Origin of the sequence: Commensalibacter sp. A3DC (assembly GCF_047307945.1) — a bacterium.
Lineage (GTDB): Bacteria > Pseudomonadota > Alphaproteobacteria > Acetobacterales > Acetobacteraceae > Commensalibacter > Commensalibacter melissae.
This window is the reverse complement of the sequence record NZ_JAXOQA010000039.1, coordinates 1-17,916: the sequence shown is the minus strand read 5'-3', so window position 1 is coordinate 17,916 and position 17,916 is coordinate 1. Positions and strand designations below refer to the sequence as shown.

General features: G+C 38.1%; 13 protein-coding genes and 1 other RNA gene. 2 read left to right on the top strand and 12 right to left on the bottom strand.

The window, feature by feature from the left end:
* The 4 genes from U0839_RS05930 to aroA form a co-directional block, all read right to left on the bottom strand.
* Positions 1 to 3,112 (bottom strand): glycosyltransferase (locus tag U0839_RS05930; RefSeq protein ID WP_413550283.1); only part of this gene is annotated, 3,112 nt, incomplete at its 3' end.
* A gap of 239 nt (positions 3,113 to 3,351) precedes the next feature.
* Complete coding sequence (gene rpsA, locus U0839_RS05925) at positions 3,352 to 5,079, bottom strand: 30S ribosomal protein S1 (protein WP_413550282.1); 1,728 nt, start codon at positions 5,077 to 5,079, stop codon at positions 3,352 to 3,354.
* Positions 5,080 to 5,323: 244 nt separating this feature from the next.
* The gene (gene cmk, locus U0839_RS05920) at positions 5,324 to 5,968 is read right to left on the bottom strand and encodes a (d)CMP kinase (RefSeq protein ID WP_155565178.1); all 645 of its coding nucleotides are present in this window, start codon (positions 5,966 to 5,968) and stop codon (positions 5,324 to 5,326) included.
* Between the two features lie 42 nt (positions 5,969 to 6,010).
* Complete coding sequence (gene aroA / locus U0839_RS05915) at positions 6,011 to 7,354, bottom strand: 3-phosphoshikimate 1-carboxyvinyltransferase (RefSeq protein WP_155565177.1); 1,344 nt, start codon at positions 7,352 to 7,354, stop codon at positions 6,011 to 6,013.
* A 155-nt stretch (positions 7,355 to 7,509) separates the two neighbouring features.
* On the opposite strand from aroA, the gene U0839_RS05910 reads away from it, so the two are divergent.
* Positions 7,510 to 7,833 (top strand): TIGR02300 family protein, encoded by a 324-nt coding sequence (locus tag U0839_RS05910; protein ID WP_122123317.1) that lies wholly within the window; start codon positions 7,510 to 7,512, stop codon positions 7,831 to 7,833.
* Positions 7,834 to 8,008: 175 nt separating this feature from the next.
* On the opposite strand, the gene folB is transcribed toward U0839_RS05910, so the two are convergent.
* From folB to ggt, 7 genes are all read right to left on the bottom strand, one after another.
* Positions 8,009 to 8,404, bottom strand: coding sequence for a dihydroneopterin aldolase (folB, locus tag U0839_RS05905; protein WP_155565176.1), 396 nt, complete (start codon positions 8,402 to 8,404; stop codon positions 8,009 to 8,011).
* Between the two features lie 14 nt (positions 8,405 to 8,418).
* Positions 8,419 to 9,225, bottom strand: coding sequence for an SDR family oxidoreductase (locus U0839_RS05900; RefSeq protein ID WP_370533582.1), 807 nt, complete (start codon positions 9,223 to 9,225; stop codon positions 8,419 to 8,421).
* Between the two features lie 84 nt (positions 9,226 to 9,309).
* Entirely contained in the window at positions 9,310 to 9,906 is a 597-nt protein-coding gene (gene recR, locus U0839_RS05895) for a recombination mediator RecR (protein ID WP_413550281.1), read from the bottom strand.
* A gap of 80 nt (positions 9,907 to 9,986) precedes the next feature.
* Positions 9,987 to 10,310, bottom strand: coding sequence for a YbaB/EbfC family nucleoid-associated protein (locus U0839_RS05890; RefSeq protein WP_155565174.1), 324 nt, complete (start codon positions 10,308 to 10,310; stop codon positions 9,987 to 9,989).
* A 62-nt stretch (positions 10,311 to 10,372) separates the two neighbouring features.
* Positions 10,373 to 12,331, bottom strand: coding sequence for a DNA polymerase III subunit gamma/tau (locus tag U0839_RS05885; protein WP_155565173.1), 1,959 nt, complete (start codon positions 12,329 to 12,331; stop codon positions 10,373 to 10,375).
* Positions 12,332 to 12,426: 95 nt separating this feature from the next.
* Positions 12,427 to 12,521, bottom strand: an RNA gene (gene ffs, locus U0839_RS05880) — signal recognition particle sRNA small type.
* An 88-nt stretch (positions 12,522 to 12,609) separates the two neighbouring features.
* Positions 12,610 to 14,445 (bottom strand): gamma-glutamyltransferase, encoded by a 1,836-nt coding sequence (ggt, locus tag U0839_RS05875; RefSeq protein WP_155565172.1) that lies wholly within the window; start codon positions 14,443 to 14,445, stop codon positions 12,610 to 12,612.
* Between the two features lie 179 nt (positions 14,446 to 14,624).
* Here ggt and U0839_RS05870 point away from each other — a divergent pair, with 179 nt between their 5' ends.
* Positions 14,625 to 15,974, top strand: a complete 1,350-nt coding sequence (locus tag U0839_RS05870) for a discoidin domain-containing protein (RefSeq protein WP_155565171.1) — start codon at positions 14,625 to 14,627, stop codon at positions 15,972 to 15,974.
* Between the two features lie 79 nt (positions 15,975 to 16,053).
* Here the strand turns inward: U0839_RS05870 and U0839_RS05865 are convergent, their stop codons facing one another.
* Positions 16,054 to 17,715: a dihydroxyacetone kinase subunit DhaK gene (locus tag U0839_RS05865; protein WP_155565170.1), complete on the bottom strand. Its 1,662-nt coding sequence runs from the start codon at positions 17,713 to 17,715 to the stop codon at positions 16,054 to 16,056.
* Positions 17,716 to 17,916 lie beyond the last annotated feature (201 nt).

The following is a 17,916-nucleotide window of genomic DNA, read 5'->3' as shown; positions in this document are numbered from 1 at the left end:
CATTTTGAAAAACTGAAATTGTTTCATGACGAATAAATCTTGATGTGGCAACAAAAAAACAGTTTTTAAAAGATTCATTAACAAAGGCAAGATATATCTGCCCTGCCTTACTTGTTGTGCGATCAAAGGCCCATCCGGAAATTTTAAGCAAATTCCCTGCTTTTTCATTTTCCGGATTAACATCCGTAGATAAATTTTGAATATAATATTCTAGTTTACCTAAATTTTTATGAAACAATCTATTTTCAGAAATATCACTTAATTTTATTCCACGCATAATACCATCTTTTTCAGTAATACGCAGAAAATCATCTAATATAACCTGATTATCATGAAATTCATTATAGATTTTAACAACTTTTCCGGCGTTAACCTTTATTTCGTAACCAGCCAGTTGAAATGCCGCTATTCCATTGACAACATTAATCAAGCCAATTCTGAAACGGCCCTCACACCATTTTCCTCTCAATGCTGATTTACACGAAAATCCATTTCGTACAGGAGCATTAACAAAATTAGATGCCACATCCTCCCGACTTTCTCGATCGCATTTTAAGAAAATTGTCAAATCACTATCCTGATGAATCAAAACCGTATACAAATTTCCTGCATTGGACATATCAGGATAAATAAACCATCCACGAATATGGAATTCATCTGCCTCTTTAAATTTGCTGTCATCATCGACATTAAGAATATGATAACAGATATCATCAATATAAAAATGTGCTCCCTGTACAACTGCCCAATCTTCAATTTCCTGTGGAAGCTCGATATAAAGACTGCTACTTGTGGGCGCATCAAAAATATGACGAGGTGGTGCCTGCTCTTTCCAAGATGCATGTGGAATATAATGAAGTCGCCCTATATCCCATCGCAACCCGCTGTTACCCAACATATTTATAGGAACGACTTCATCGTAAACTTGCAATAATTTTTCAGCATAATCTTTTGAATTGACCCATAAATCAGGTGAAATGTTATTGATAAGCTTCTGACGCAATATTTCATCCGAACGTATCAGTTCCAATCGATCAATAACCAGATTCACATCCCCGATGGGAACCGTAAATCCATTAATTCCATCCTGCACACGATCTTTTAACGCACCAACATCTGTCACAATGGGAATTAACCCATTCTGCCAAACTTCAGAAAGCGATATACAATATGTTTCGGGCCATATTGACAATATCAGGGCTACATCTGCTACCTGCAATGCCGAAACTTCACCCAATCCATATGAACCATGCAATATAATATTATCAAGTTTCAAATCTTTTAGGACAGATTCATAGTCAGGCTGCATATATCCAAAAATATGAAATTCATACAAATTTGGATTGGCAGTCTGTAATATGGATAAAATCGTATCTGCACCCTTTGAACGGATAAAATTACCAACAGTCGCAACTTTCAGTTTTCTGCCTTCCAGGGGTTTGAACTCTTTTTTTATCAAAGGTATTGTTGTGTCTGGCGAAGGGATACCAAGAATATAATTTTTTTTACTTTCCACAACAGGATAAATATATTTTGCCACATCAAACGAATGTTGTGTTCCATATAAAAACGCATCAATGGATTTCATGACTTTTCCAACAAATGCACGTCGTGTCTGTTGCACACCAAAATCCAGCTTTTCAGAAATTTTAAGGCAAACATCACAAGTTCCAACATCTTTATTTTCTTCAATACGACAGTAACGTTGTTCGTAATTCAAAAGATTATAATGAGAACAAACCGCCAGAAAATCATGAAAAGAAAAAACCGTTCCAACACCGCAAGCCTTGGCTATAATCGGTAAGGAAAGAGTGTGATGGCCTAAATGCTGAATGTGGACCACATCAAATCCATATTGATTAATTACATTCGAAAAGGCAGTTTCTTCCCCGGCATCATTCATGGAATCCAACCAGCCCACATCTGGCATGTCAAACCGTTCCAATTCTTGACCATTAGAATCTGTTAGCGTACATGCACCTCTTCGACGAAGCCAATAATAAAATTCCACATCTTTTACTAGTCCAAAAGAAATAATCTGCTGATATACTTCAATGCCACCCCATACTTGTTCACGAATAGTGGAATGCGTGACAAATAAGACCTTCAATTTTTTTTTAAACTGAGATTCAACAATAATTTTTTTCTCTTTTTTCTTTAAAGAAAAATCCGCCTGAGTCACATCTTCAATAACTTTCAGACGATTTTGATACAAATGTGATTTCATTACAGATTGCTGGGAGGAAATCGCCATTTTCTTTCTGATATTCTTTTTTTCAATCACCTCTGCGATCTGTTTAATGATTTCTTCAGTATTATGGGCAATAGCAACGCCATTAATCTCTTTTAAATATTTCTCATTCATACCTGCTGGCAATTCCACAATCTGTGCTGTACCAGCCAAACCCAATTCATATAGACGTGGACCAGGTGCAGTTGCCTGCCCTATATCTCCATGACTGGCATAATTGCGAAACATTGTTAAGGTAACTTTACTTGCATTGGCAAAATCAGTAAACGCTTCAATACTTACAGGTCTATGTATAACCCTTTCACTCAAATCAGCTGGCAAAGGTGGCAAATATTCATTTCCAGGACAAATCAATTTATACCGTGCCTGGGGAAAGGCAATTATAACACGACGCAAAATATCAACACGGTTTGGCCACATTGTCCCCGCAAAACATATATCATAATCCAGCGCATCAGTTTCTTTCACTTTACGATAATGAATTTGATCACTTGCAGCCAAAGGTAAATAAAATGCTTCTGTTTGATAGGCCTTCACGCAAATAGGGTCGTTTGTAAACACATAATCAAAAATAGTCGTTACCTGAACATTGAAATCCAACATGAAGGGATCTTCAAAAGCCCAGAAAATCATGGTTTTAAAACACGGTCTAAGCCTTTTCATCAATTCATAATCAGTTCGCTGTCCATCAATACAAATAATAACTTCATGTTCTCCACTTGCTGCAACTGACAAGATATCCATATTATCAACTACAACAACATTATCTTCCCCCCATAGTTTTTTTGCTGCCCAAAAAACAGCAAGAGTTAAGTAAGAATTAGAGTTATGCGTATAATTTGTATTGTAAATGACTGCCATGATAAATACTTAATAATTCTTAATTAATTAGAAAAAGTAACAAAATCTATGATTTTAGTAAAAATATAATTTATATACGATATACTACAAAAGATTGCGTAATCACAACCAATTTGAATTATATTTTAAAATTATAAAAATTATCTTTTAACAGTTTTCATTAAAAGAATAAATTGTATCAATAAAAAAAACAGACTTTTTACAAAGCCTGTTTTTTAAAAGTTAAAAATATAAAAATCCTATTCTACATCCGGCTCGTTTTCGTTCCGTCGTCGGAAAGCTGCTCCAAGAATGTCTCCCAAGGAAGCGCCACTATCTGAAGACCCATAATCAGAAATAGCCTGTTTATCCTCTTCAACTTCACGTCCTTTAATCGTTAAGGTTAAACGACGTGCATTTTTATCAATTGAAACAACCTTGGCATCTACACGATCACCGACGTTAAAACGTTCCGGACGTTGTTCCGCCTTGTCACGAGAAAGTTCGGTACGTCGTATGAAACCACTTAAAATGTCATTAACACTTACATCAATACCATTTTGTTGAATACCGGTGATGGTACATGTAACAATACTGCCCTTGTTGACTTTTGCAAGTGCATCTGCAACAGAATCTTCACTTAACTGTTTGATACCCAATGAAATACGTTCTTTTTCAACATCCACATCAAGTACTTTTGCTTTAACAACGTCACCTTTTTTAAAGTGAGTAATAGCAACTTCACCAGGTTCATCCCATGAAAGATCAGACATATGAACCATACCATCAATATCGGCTGATAGACCGATAAACAGACCGAATTCGGTGATATTGCGGATTTCACCTTCAATTTCAGAACCAACCTGATGTGTATCAGCAAACTGTTGCCAAGGATTTGGTTGAACCTGTTTAAGACCTAATGAAATACGACGTTTTGAACTGTCAACATCCAATACAACAATATCAACTTCCTGAGATGTTGATACAATTTTGCCGGGATGAACATTTTTCTTTGTCCAAGACATTTCGGAAATATGAACAAGCCCCTCGACTCCAGGTTCCAATTCAACAAAAGCACCATAATCCGTGATGTTTGTAACGCGACCAGTAAATCGTGAGCCAACAGGATATTTTGTTGTGACATTTTCCCATGGATCAGCTTCAAGCTGTTTCATACCCAATGAAATACGATGAGTTTCAGGATTGAAACGAATAACCTGAACACGTACCGGCTGACCAATCTGTAAAGCTTCAGCTGGATGATTGACACGTTTCCAGGCTATATCCGTGACATGCAATAATCCGTCAACACCACCCAAATCAACAAAGGCACCATAATCCGTGATGTTCTTTACGACACCATCCAGAATCATGCCCTCTTTTAATCCTTGTATCAACTCGCTGCGTTGTTCAGCACGTGTTTCCTCCAATACCGCACGACGAGAAACAACAATATTCCCACGGGCACGATCCATTTTCAAAATTTGGAAAGGCTGTGCCACACCAATCATGGGGTTGATGTCACGGATAGGACGAATATCAACTTGTGATCCAGGTAAGAAAGCCATTGCCCCACCTAAATCAACAGTAAATCCACCTTTGACACGACCGAAAATGGTTCCGTTTATGCGTTGATTATTTTCAAATGCTTTTTCAAGAGCAGACCATGCCTCTTCACGACGTGCCTTTTCACGTGAAAGCAGAATTGAACCGTCACGATCCTCGTAACGTTCCACATAAAGTTCAACCATATCGCCTGGTTTAACTTCTGCCTTTACACCCGCAGGTGCGAATTCTTTTAAAGGAACACGTCCTTCACTTTTTAAACCGACATCAACGATCGCATAATCATCCGTTAAACGAACAATTTTACCTACAACAACGGAGCCTTCGAACCCAATATCTTGTCCAAGGGTTTCATCTAAAAGCGTAGCAAAATCTTCCCCACCAAAATAATCATTAGGGGTTTGTGTGGTGGCTGCAGCCATGAGTTTCTGTAATCCCAGTCACATTTAAAGACAAATATTGCCTTTTATATACAGACTTTAATTTGCGCGTTTCCAAAATAGAATGAATCTATTTATAAAAATACGACTTTTTCACGATTGAATTCATGAAACAATTTCAACGAAAAAATAATTTATTCTATTCTTTAAGAATAGAGGGGAGCATATAAGGAAGTTACTTTTTTTTCAATAATTTATTAAAGATAAATTTAAATTTCTTATCTCTTTAACAATTATTATGTCTTTTTACTTTATTAACCACTTTTTCTAGAACCTCCAGAGCTGTCAAATGATCTGTATCAATTACAATAGCATCCTCTGCAGGTTTTAACGGAGCTACTTCTCGAGACGAATCCATTTCATCCCTGGTTTTCAAATCCATCTCTATTTTGTTAATCTGCTGTTCTTTATTTTCCGCTTTTGAAGAATTCGCAAATTGCAACCAGCGTCTTTCTGCCCGTATCCTTGGTGAGGCCGTAAGATAAAATTTAAAATCAGCGGAAGGAAAAATGACCGTTCCAATATCCCGACCATCCATAACCCCGCCTCTTAACATGGCGAAATTGCGTTGAACATTTAATAAAGCGGCTCTGATTTTTGGATTGGCAGCAACCTGGCTGGCCGCTTTATCCACTTCAGGTATACGCAGATCATTTCTTAACCAATCTTTTTCTTGAAGATTTTCAGCAAAAGCCAAGACAGATTTGGAATCTGGTTTTTCACCTGCATCCAGCATTTTTCTACCAACTGCCCGATAAAGCAATCCCGTATCAAGATAAGGTAAATGAAAATAATCAGCTACTGACTTGGCCAATGTTCCCTTTCCCACTCCTGAAGGTCCATCGATTGCTATAATTATATTTTTATCCATAATGAATATTTATTAGCCTTTATATTAAGTTATAATTATATTTTATATTTGAAATCCACATCCCAGTGAATTCATCAATTCAAAATATCCAGGAAAACTGGTGCGTATAAAACGAATATCATCGATAATTATCATTTTTTTTGCAACTAATCCCAAGATTGAAGCGCTCATTGCCAATCGATGATCCATATGGGTTTCAACCTCGCCTCCCCCTGGAATATTACCAAAGGTACCCTCAATAATCATATCATCTCCGTGAGATTCAACAGAAACACCATTTTTCCGCAACATGTTTATGATGCTATTAAACCGATCACTTTCCTTAACCCGTAATTCTGCCAATCCTCTAAAACGGCTCTCGCCTTTGGCATACGCAGCAGCAACCGATAGAATTGGAAATTCATCTATCATGGATGGGACAATTGAAGCCGGAAGATCAACACCCTTTAATGTCGTGTTTTTAACAATGATATCACCCGTTATTTCACCACCTTCCTTACGCTTATTAGATATCTGCAAATTTGCTCCCATCATTTTCAACGCTTCAATTATCCCGGTTCTCAAAGGATTAAGTCCGACATTCTCTATCAGTATTTCTGATCCGGAAATAATCAAGCCAGCTACCATCAAAAATGCAGCAGAGGATGGATCACCTGGAACATTAACATCTTTAGCCACTAGTTTTGTTGGGCCTTGCAAACAGATTTTGCGACCTTTTTCAGCTAAGGTGCTAATATCAACCTTTACCCCAAAATGATTCAACATATTTTCTGTATGATCTCTTGTTGCAATCGGTTCTTCTACAATTGTCATGCCATTAGCATTTAGACCCGCCAACAAAATGGCGGATTTTACCTGGGCAGACGCAACAGGTAACCGGTATGTAACGGGATTAGCCTTTTCCACTCCCTTGATCGCCATAGGCAAACGTCCTTCATTGCGCGTAATAAACTGGGCACCAGTCTGGCTCAAGGGTTCTATAACTCTTCTCATGGGGCGTTTTCTCAAACTGCAATCACCTGTCATAACGCTGAAAATATTATGTGTTGATAAAATCCCACTCAACAACCGCGCCGACGTTCCGGAATTTCCCATATTCAAAACATCATCGGGCTCATTCAGATATCCAACCCCCTTGCCTATAACGTGCCATTCACCGGGTGCCTTTTGATAAATAATTGCTCCCAAAGCACGCATGACCTGAGCGGTTTGCATAACATCCTCACCCTCAAGCAATCCCGTGATTTTTGTTTCTCCATTTGCCAGAGCCGATAACATTAGAGCACGATGGCTGATTGATTTGTCACCTGGAACATTCACTTTACCTTTCAAAGGCTGTTGTAAAAAAGAAACAACAAGTGGTTGTTTTGAGTGAGTAACTGTCATAATTTTATTTTCCAATTTAACAAATAGAGTATAAAAACAAAAAAACTTTTGATTTAAATCAACAAATCGTATTTTATCATTTGACAATAAGACAATAAACTGGCATTTCGCCATATTTATGTTTTATTTTTTCGATCAGAGAACAGGATACATAAATGGTCAAGCTAGAATTGGGTATTAAAAGAACATGTTGTGCTTGTGGGACTCGTTTTTATGATTTAAACAAAATGTTACCTGTATGCCCAAAATGTGGCACTGAACAACCCATTGAACTACCTCGTCATCGTCAAATTGAAGGAAGCGGCAATCTGGACGAAGAAAAAGAAATCGATACCATGATTGATACTGATGATCTGGAAAATTCAGATGCTGATGTCGATGATGTAATTGAGGATGCTTCAGATCTTGAGGACGATGTTGATGCTATCGGCTCTGAAATAGAAGCAATTAAAAATAACGACGACGATAACGATTCTTAAAAATGATACAGGAATTCATAATGAATTCCTCTTTTCTGGTTATAAATACATTGAACCAGTCTTTCCATTTAAATCGCATTTGATATCATAACAAACTTGAATTTTAATAAATTTGTATTTAATCAATTAAAGATAAAAAAGTATTTTGCAAATTTTCTGGTATTAATAACTTACTTTATCTATTCCATCGTTCAATTTCAACGCCGACCCCAGCTGTCTCCGGAATAATATCCAGTTTTTCAATCATGACGCGAACAACCTGAATCCTCTCATCCTTCAATATACGATCAGCCAAGGTCTCAGCCAACGTTTCGACCAAATGAAAATGGGTCTGAAGAACAGTGTCTTTTACATCATCAACAATATCCGCATAGGATACCGTCCGGGATAAAATGTCTGGACCAACGCCTTTTTCTTCCTGAATTCCAATGGAAATATTCAATTGAATACGTTGAGTATTTTCCTGTTCAAAATCATAAACACCTATACGTGCCATCAAAATTAAGTCACGAATAAAAATACGACGTAAGGGTATGTCATAATGCCCTGACCATACTAGGGAAAAATTCATAAATAAATCCTGTTTTACTCGTTTTTATCTGGCATTAATGTCGGTGACCACTGTAAATGTTGCCCTCCATCCAAAGCGATCATCTGTCCCGTCACAGAGGGTAAACATATCAAGCTTAGTACCGCTCGAGCCACTTCCTGTGCAGACGTGCCACGCTGCAACGGAACAGATTTGCATTGATTGGCAAATTGTTCGGCGGTTTGACGTTTATGGGCCATTGCTGGACCGGGTCCAACAGCATTGACTCGAATTGATTTATGTGCCAATGCTAGGGCCATTGTTTGTGTTAATGTCCATAATGCGGATTTGGAAACTGTATAACTGACAAAATGTGGTGTTAGAGACCATACACGTTGATCAAGCAAATTAATAACACATCCACTAGATTGCTTCGGTAATAATTTTGCAAAATCCTGAATTAACTGAAAAGGGGCCCATAAATTGGGCATTAAATGTTCTTGCCAGGATTGCAGGGTTACACTATCCCATTCATCGCGCTCAAATACACTTGCATTATTAATCAGAATACCCATTGATCCCAATTGATCTACTGCCAGTTCAATCAAGCGTTTAACCTGATCAGCATCGGAAAGATCGGCTGTCAGTAGAATTACATTTCTCCCAAGCTGCCGAATTTCCTCTATCAATGTTTCAGCTTCTTGAGTGCGCTTACGGGCATGTAAAACAATATCAAATCCAAATCTTGCCAAGGTTAAAGCAATTTCACGCCCTAACCTTACGGTCGCCCCCGTAATAAAAGCAACTTTAGGGAGTGAATCAGAAACTGGGAAAAAATTAGTTGATCTCCCTTGATTGGACACAGAACTTTCCTTTATTTTGTAAAGATGCAACTTATTATCATAAACAACATGATTTTTGCAGTAAAAAATTACGAATTTGCATAACTAAGCTGGACGTCTGGCGGTCAAAGCCGCTGTCAGGGTTCCTTCATCAAGAATTTCCAGTGAGCCACCCATTGGAATGCCTTGACCAACACGGGTAATTTTTACATGCCAGGGTAACAATTGATCATATAGCCAATGCATAGTTGTTACACCCTCAACCGTAGCACCAAGTGCAAGAATAATTTCTTTGACCTCATTGCGCTTCAACCGTTTTAAAAGAGGCGCTAGATTTAAATCCTCTGGCCCTACCCCAGCCAAGGGGGATAAGGTGCCGCCCAACACCTGATAATAGCCCCTGAACGCCCCGGTTTTTTCCAGTGCCCATAAATCCCCAACTGTCTCAACGATACAAATCAATTCACGATTACGATTTAAATCATTACAGATCTGGCATGGGTCACTGCTATCCAAATTACCACAAGAAGAACAGGTTTTCACCATCTTGGCTGCCTGTTCTAACGCGTTTGCCAAGGGAATCATACGGGAATGTGGCTGTTTTAGTAATGACAAAACAGCACGACGCGCCGAACGTGGTCCAAAACCAGGTAATTTACCAAATAAAGAAATTAGCCGTTCAATTTCCGGACCACCACCCACGATACCCTCTTCTTACCAAGATAATTAACAAACAAAAAATTACCTTTATTACCCATATTCACAAGATAACTTCTGGTCAATTAGAAAGGAAATTTTAAACCTTCAGGAAGATTTATTCCCCCGGTAACTTTCTGCATTTCCTCCTGTGTTGTTTCATCAAGTCGCCTACGTGCATCACTGTAAGCTGCAACAATAAGATCCTGCAACATTTCCATTTCAGCTGGATCAGCCAATTTGGGGTCGATTTTTATAAATTTCATGTCACCTTTTCCACCCAATGTTACAGTTACCATACCGGCCCCTGAAACACCCTCAATTGTAATGGTGGCAAGCTTTTCTTGCATCTCGGTCATCTTGCTTTGCATTTGAGAAGCTTGTTTCATAAGATTGGCAAAATTTTTCATTCAATTCTCTTTCAAAATTTAATTTTGGGACTAATTATATGTCAATTCGTCAAAATCATCTATCATTGCTGATTTTTTTCAGTTTCAAGATCTGACATACTTTGCTCATCCCTGTCTGTAAATGAATTGTGTTCTGGAAATAGACCATATTCATCAAGATGTGGATTGATAACCTTATTAACAACAGCCCCAGGAAATATACGCATAATTTCTTTTACGATTGGTTCAGATGCAACTTTGTCAAAATCGGCCTGAACCTGTAAAGATTCCTGTTCCATCAAGGTTGGTTCACCCTTTTGCTGGGAAAGAACAATTGTCCATCGCAACCCTGAATGTTCATTCAACAATCTTGATAATTGTTGGGGCAGATTTGCGGGAGCCCTATCTTCAATTCTTATTTCAATCATTGGTGGTGCGAATTTAACCAGATGAACCGCGTTACGTAAATGGGCATGCAAAATTGCAGCCTGTTGCTGCTTTACAAAAGATATGATTTCCCGCCAACTGTTCCATAAAATTTTGGGGTTTTCGATCTCGGGATTTTGTTTAGGTAATGACAGGACTTCAGATTTTGGTTGTATCAAAGAATTTGAGGCATAAGTTTTACCATATCCATGAAAATTGCCACCCTCTTTTGATACAGATACCAATGACATTGGCTTTGATGATTGCATATCTGAAGATGATAATGAGGAATGATGAGAATATTGGTCTGACTTCTGTTCCGGGGAATTGGATAAATGATCGATTATTTCACCAGGAGTGGGTAAATCGGCTATAAAACATAAACGAATCAAAATCATTTCAGCTGCTGCCTTACGATTGGGAGCCATATCAACCTCCTTGATCCCTTTAAGCAGCATTTGCCATGCGCGACCCAATACGGGTATGGAAAGCATGGAAGCCATATGACCACCACGATTTCGTTCAAGTTCTGATAATTCAGAACCATTTCGCAGATTTGGCAATGATTTCATTCTTGAAAGAAGATGAATTAGTTCCAGAAGATCGGATAATAACACACCTAGGTCAACGCCGCCTGCATAAGCCTGTTCAGTCAAGCTTAGAACCTGATCAGCTTTTCCTGACATAGCCGCTTCAAGTAAATCGAATATTAGGGTTTTATCCGCAAAACCCAACATGCCTGAAACAGCTTCAGCCGTTATTTCATGATCCCGCTTATCATTTTCTGGCTGATCAGGGATAGTGGCACGGCCAAGTGCAATAGCCTGATCTAACAAGGATAAACCATCCCGGACCGATCCATCAGCTGCACGTGCAATCAAATGAATAGCCTCTTCAGATATGTTTACTTTTTCCCGATTTGAAATTTTTTGAAAAAATTGACTTAGCTGATCCTGCGGGACACGTCGCAGATCAAACCTTTGACAACGTGATAATACCGTTACGGGAACCTTGCGAATTTCAGTTGTCGCAAAAATGAATGTAACCTGGTCAGGTGGCTCCTCGAGTGTTTTCAACAATGCATTAAACGCATTACGCGATAACATATGAACTTCATCAATGATATAAACCTTCATCCTGGCCTGAATGGGACGGAAACGTGAACCGTCTATAATTTCCCTTACATCATCAACACCCGTATGAGAAGCTGCATCAATCTCCAATACATCAGGATGCCGATCTGCCAAAATTGCCTTGCAATTTGGACAAACACCACAGGGATCTGCCGTAGGTCCACCCTGACCATCAACCCCTATACAATTTAATGCACGCGCGATAATACGGGCGGTTGTTGTTTTGCCAACTCCCCTAACTCCCGTAAGCATAAAAGCATGAGCAACTCTACCCATTGCAAAAGCATTACGCAGAGTGCGTACCATTGTTTCTTGACCGATCAAATCCTTGAAATCCTGGGGTCTATATTTTCGTGCCAAGACACGATAGGACTTTTCATCAGATGAGGATTTGGTCTCAGAATCATCGCTCGATAAGGATTCAAATAATCCAGCGGGCTCAATATCTGGGGCGGGTAATTGTTCGTCCGGAATATCTTTCATTAACAACCATTCCAGAAAATATGATAAAACCAGTTTTTGCGAATTTTGATTATACCACTAAATTACCTGAGATTCTAATTTATTTGTCTTAAATCCAGGGAAAGCTTGAATGACCCAAACGATACTCGTGATGGCTGCTTCCTTCCGGACCTGACCGAGTTCACAAGGTGTTCGTCCACCCAAGCTTTCCAGTTTCTTTCTATTACAAATTAAAAAAAATTGGCAAGTGTTTTTTTTGATTTTTCAAAAAAATTATTTTTCATATGAATAATCAAAAATTAATATCCTATAGCTCCCCCGCCAGCATGACGATAATCCACCCCGCCATAATAAACAGTCTTACCGTTTTTATCCTGTTCAACAAGAATCCCTTCGGCAATTCCCCAAGTAGAGTAAAGATCCAAGGGATAGTTTTTTCTTTTTAAAATTTTACGAACTTGACCGCTTAACGCATTATGTTCAAGCTGAATTCCCTGAGGCTGCCATTGTTCATGTATACGGGGGAGATTAATCGCCTGCTGAATATTCATTTTGTAATCAATGACACCTGTTATTACAGAAAGAATAATAGTGGGAATTCTTGACCCCCCAGGGCTGCCTATAACCATAAAGACCTTATTGTCTTTGGAAACTATTGTTGGTGTCATTGAAGATAAGGGCGTTTTCCCCGGGGCAATTTCATTAGCCTTACCCCCGATTATTCCATACATATTTGCTTCACCTGGCACCGTGGTAAAATCATCCATTTCGTCATTCATAATTATACCGGTATTGCCAGCAACAACCCTCGCTCCATACCAGCCATTAAGCGTATAGGTTAATGAAACCGCCATGCCATCCTTGTCAATCACAGAAAAATGCGTCGTTTCATTCCTTTCATGTGATAATAATGCTTTTCTTTCCTTCTTATTCAACGATGTTGCCTCGGTAACCTTTCCTGGAACCAAATCAGAGGAATTAACCGCTTTTTTAAAGGTCAAGCTTTTGCGTATTTTTTCTGCATAATCGGGATCATTCAGGTGTTTTACAGGATTATCAACAAATTCTGGATCCCCCAAATCTCTCCGATCTGAATAGGCCCGACGCATTGCTTCAACCTGTCTTTCCACCGCAGGAACTGTCTGAAGACCCATTTTATGTAAATCATAACCGGATAAAATATTTAACATTTCGCACAAAGCTATTCCCCCACCACTTGGAGGCGGGGCTGTATCAATATGATAACCTCGATAAGAACAGGTTAATGGCAGCATCATTCGTGGATGATAATTTTCAAAATCTTTCAAGGACAATATTCCACCATGCTTTTTACTGGCATCAACTATTTTTTTTGCAATTGAACCATGATAGAAAACATCTTCCCCATGCTTTGAAATAGTTTGCAAGGTATCTGCCAAATCTTTTTGACGAAAGATATCCCCTTTTTTCCATGGATTTCCGTCTGATTTAAGAAAAATTTTAGCTGCATTGCGATCTTTGGCAAAATCAGACAAAGAAGTCGCCATCAGATCGATATCTTCCTGCGTCAGGATATATCCATTTTGCGCAAGTTTAATAGCTGGAGCCATTAATTCCGCACGAGACTTGCTTCCCCATCGTTTACGCAACATTTCCATACCTGCCACCGTTCCCGGAATAGCAACAGCTTTCCATCCCAATATAGAGGCATTAAGAATTTTCTTTCCATTACTGTCAACAAACATTTTGGAAGTTGCTGCTTTTGGCGCCTTCTCTCGAAAATCTATAAAATAAGCCTGTCCATTTGGTAAACGAAGCGTGAGGAACCCCCCGCCCCCTAAATTTCCAGCGGCAGGATAGGTGACCGCCATTGCATAGGCAACTGCCACAGCTGCATCAGCTGCATTTCCGCCATTTTTTAAAACCTCAGATCCAATTTTTGCAGCAAGATTACTTGCCGAAACAACCATTCCTTTTGACGCCACAACAGGTTCTGAAGACATGGTTTCTTGAGCAACCTCACCAAATGCTAAGGCATCAACCCCATTACCAACCTGCGCATAAACTGCCCCAGAAAAACAACCACTTGAAAGGAGTAATATACCTAATGAATATTTATATTTTTTTTGTCTTATTTCTTTGAGTACGCTTTTCATATCACTTCCTGAACGTGTATTATTTAATTAAAATATTTCTGAAAAAATCTATTAAAGAAATATTTTTTATATCTTGCATAAACAAACATAACACAATTTTATTTTTAATATAAAAATAGACAAAATAACACTTACAAAATATATATTAACTTTCAATATTTTATTTTAAGGTTTTTTCAATGAGTGTTATTATTGCATTTAGAACTCATATTTGGAATGATGATATCGAATATATGGCAAGACGCCTTAAAGGTTCTTTTAGCAAAGCTGATTTTGTTATTCTTGCTGATGAAAGCAGGGAGATCTTGGATGTAGGTGATTTTCCTAAAATAGATCATACCTCTGATTTTTCTGAATTCAATATCCCGAATATTCCCGGTCAAAAAACTTTATGGTATAACGCTGATTATCCTTTATATGCCTTACGCAAAGCATTGCCTAACTATAATCATTATATAATGATTGAAAATGATGTCTTAATAAATATTAATCTAGACCCCTTAATAACATCCCTTGAAAAAAAACAGACAGATTTAATTGCCCACAACATTTTAAGCATACCGGATCATTGGGTTTTCAAAGATACGATAACACCCTATTTTAAAAATTCTAAATATTGTTTTTTACCGGTATTGGCACTATCCGCCCGGGCAATTGACCATCTTCTTATGAAAAAACAGGAGATTTCACACCTATACAATAATGATAATTCCATCATATGGCCATATTGTGAGGGATTTATTCCATCAGCTGTTTTTGAAATGGAAAACCCTATTGTGGAAGAATTGCGCAACTTCTGCAAATTACAACCATATGATTTTTGTAGTGGTTATTACTATCTTGATCCATATGTTAACATTCATGGCACGATATGCCATCCTGTCAAAGGCAAAGATTTTGTGGAACGTTGCATTACACATGATGGTATCAATCCAATTTTCAATCCACGTTCTTCATTAAGAAGAGGTCTAAAGAATCTTAAGCCCAATGACTTTTACCAATATATTCATGATACAATAAAAAAGACAGGAAATGTGGGTTTTTATCAACAATTCAATGAAATTGCACTTCAGGAAAGGTGGATAAAAAAACCTGAGGCTGTGAACTGGGCGCTTGGCGGTAAAGCTTCACAATCATCCGTTTGTGCATTTTCAAAATTCAATGACATATACAAAGATGCTGCGGGCGCAGTTAATGGACGTATTGGTCCAGATTACAATTTTCATACTGCAACAGAATATAACCCTTGGTGGAAACTGGAATTACCCCGCACAATCAACATTAAACACATAATCATTTATAATCGTCTAAACTTTGAAGATCGTGCCTCAAAAATAAAAGTTGAAGTATCTGATGATAACGAAAACTGGATAATTGTCGCTGATTATCCTGACGGAATTATTTTTGGTGGAGCCGATGGCAACCCATTAATTATAAGAGTGAATAATATTAACGCCCAATATGTCAAAATAAGTCTTTATGATGAAAATGTATTACATTTAAATCAAGTAGAAGTATATGACCAATAAAATTTGATTTCTCATTATCAAAAAATTAAAGCTAGCTTGTTATTATAACATAGCCAGCTTTTCAAGAATAATTTATAATTTATTTATTTGGACACTGTTTTGACAAGGCTGCAAAAACACCTGCGACAGCTACAGCACCCGGATCAGGATTTCCCGCCAAACTACCACTGTTCAAATAGGATGAACGTCCTGCATTTGCTTTCGTTGCTTTTGCCGTATTTTCAACGCCTTTTTCAGCCGCTTGAACGGCACCTTTTAAATCGTTCTGATCTTTAAGCAATATTTCCAAAGCAGGTTGTAACGCATCAATCATCGTACGATCCCCAAGATCAGCCCCACCATAATGTTTCATCTGTTTTAAGCCAAATACAAGACCTTCAACAAATGATGAGCCTTCAGCAATTTTTTGACCTGTTGCAGTAAAGAAAATCGACATTAAAACACCACTGGAGCCCCCCATAACAACAGCCAGTCTTTCACCAATGACTAGACAGAGTTTTGTCAGATCGTTTAGGGGTAATTGATTGGTATTTAACAATTCGGCAATACCTCTTGCCCCTGCAGCAAATGTTGAACCTGTATCTCCATCCCCAACCTTGGCATCCAGATCATTCAATTTTCCTTCAAGATCAATTAATGTCTTTGTAACAACGGCGATAATATGTGCCACAACTGGATTATCAGAAGGTGTGAATTGCACTTTAGTTTCAACAGGATTAACAGGCATATGTACAATTTTAGCAGGTTGAACAGCCTTAAAAGATCCTGTAATTTCAACAGGTGCTGTCAAAGCGCTGACGATCTTGTCATCCAAAACCATGGCTGATAATGAAAAACCCTTCATGTCAAGCGCTGTCGTAAACCAGTCTGGTCCTACAATCCAGTCAATATTTGAAGCAAGTGCAGAATATGAAAGTTCTTTAGCCAAAATGGCCATTTCTGTAACCGAAACACCGCCCAGATTATTCAACATGACAGCAAGACGATCCGAATCATTTATACAAGCCTTGATTTTTGCCGTCATGATATCCATGATTTCACGACTATTTTGAGTATTAATTGTCGTGGCGCCTGGTTCACCATGAATACCAAGACCCAGTTCAATAGACCCTTCTGGAATTCGTTTATCATCACTTTGGGACTGGGGTAAATCACACCCAGTCATGGCAACTCCCAGGCTAAAAATCTGCCTATTTGCATAATCAACAAATTTTTTAACTTCCTCAAGAGAATACCCGGTCTCGGCAGCATAACCGGCCATTTTATGGACAAAAATAGTGCCAGCAATACCACGTGGCTGTTTATTGTCAGGTAAAGAAATATCATCCTTAACCATAACAACTTCTACCTTGTAGCCTAACTGTTTTGCCTTTTCAGCCGCAAGTCCAAAATTTAGACGATCTCCTGTATAATTTTTGATTACCAATAAACATCCAGCTTCACCTGTTACTGTTGTAATGGCGGTCAATACGGCATCAACTGAAGGAGAGGCAAACAAATCGCCACATACAGCGGCTGTCAACATCCCTTTACCGACAAATCCCAAATGAGTAGGCTCATGTCCAGATCCCCCCCCCGAAATAACGGCAACTTTTTTCTTATCCCAGTCTTTACGAACCACAATTCGCATAGAAGGGTCAGTATCAAGTTTCACAAGATTATTATAGGGAGCTGTGACTAATGTACCTTCAATAGCATCATTCACTAATGAAGCACGATCATTAAAAAAGAAATTGGACATTTTATATCTTTCATTTTTGAAAGTTCAAATCACTATAAATTGACTTATAATATCTATATATAATAATTAAATAAAGACTTAATAAGACAACCGTTTGTTTTATTATTTATAATTTTAATTGAACTAAACAAATTAACATCTTTTATAATGCTCGATAGTCAATTTTATAATAATGCCAGTTTAATGAACGTTTTTAAAACA

Bases quoted from the DNA above. Each gene is read 5' to 3' on its own strand.
- rpsA (WP_413550282.1), bottom strand. From the start codon at position 5,079: ATGGCTGCAGCCACCACACAAACCCCTAATGATTATTTTGGTGGGGAA.
- cmk (WP_155565178.1), bottom strand. From the start codon at position 5,968: ATGGATAAAAATATAATTATAGCAATCGATGGACCTTCAGGAGTGGGA.
- aroA (WP_155565177.1), bottom strand. From the start codon at position 7,354: ATGACAGTTACTCACTCAAAACAACCACTTGTTGTTTCTTTTTTACAA.
- U0839_RS05910 (WP_122123317.1), top strand. From the start codon at position 7,510: ATGGTCAAGCTAGAATTGGGTATTAAAAGAACATGTTGTGCTTGTGGG.
- folB (WP_155565176.1), bottom strand. From the start codon at position 8,404: ATGAATTTTTCCCTAGTATGGTCAGGGCATTATGACATACCCTTACGT.
- U0839_RS05890 (WP_155565174.1), bottom strand. From the start codon at position 10,310: ATGAAAAATTTTGCCAATCTTATGAAACAAGCTTCTCAAATGCAAAGC.
- U0839_RS05885 (WP_155565173.1), bottom strand. From the start codon at position 12,331: ATGAAAGATATTCCGGACGAACAATTACCCGCCCCAGATATTGAGCCC.
- ggt (WP_155565172.1), bottom strand. From the start codon at position 14,445: ATGAAAAGCGTACTCAAAGAAATAAGACAAAAAAAATATAAATATTCA.
- U0839_RS05870 (WP_155565171.1), top strand. From the start codon at position 14,625: ATGAGTGTTATTATTGCATTTAGAACTCATATTTGGAATGATGATATC.
- U0839_RS05865 (WP_155565170.1), bottom strand. From the start codon at position 17,715: ATGTCCAATTTCTTTTTTAATGATCGTGCTTCATTAGTGAATGATGCT.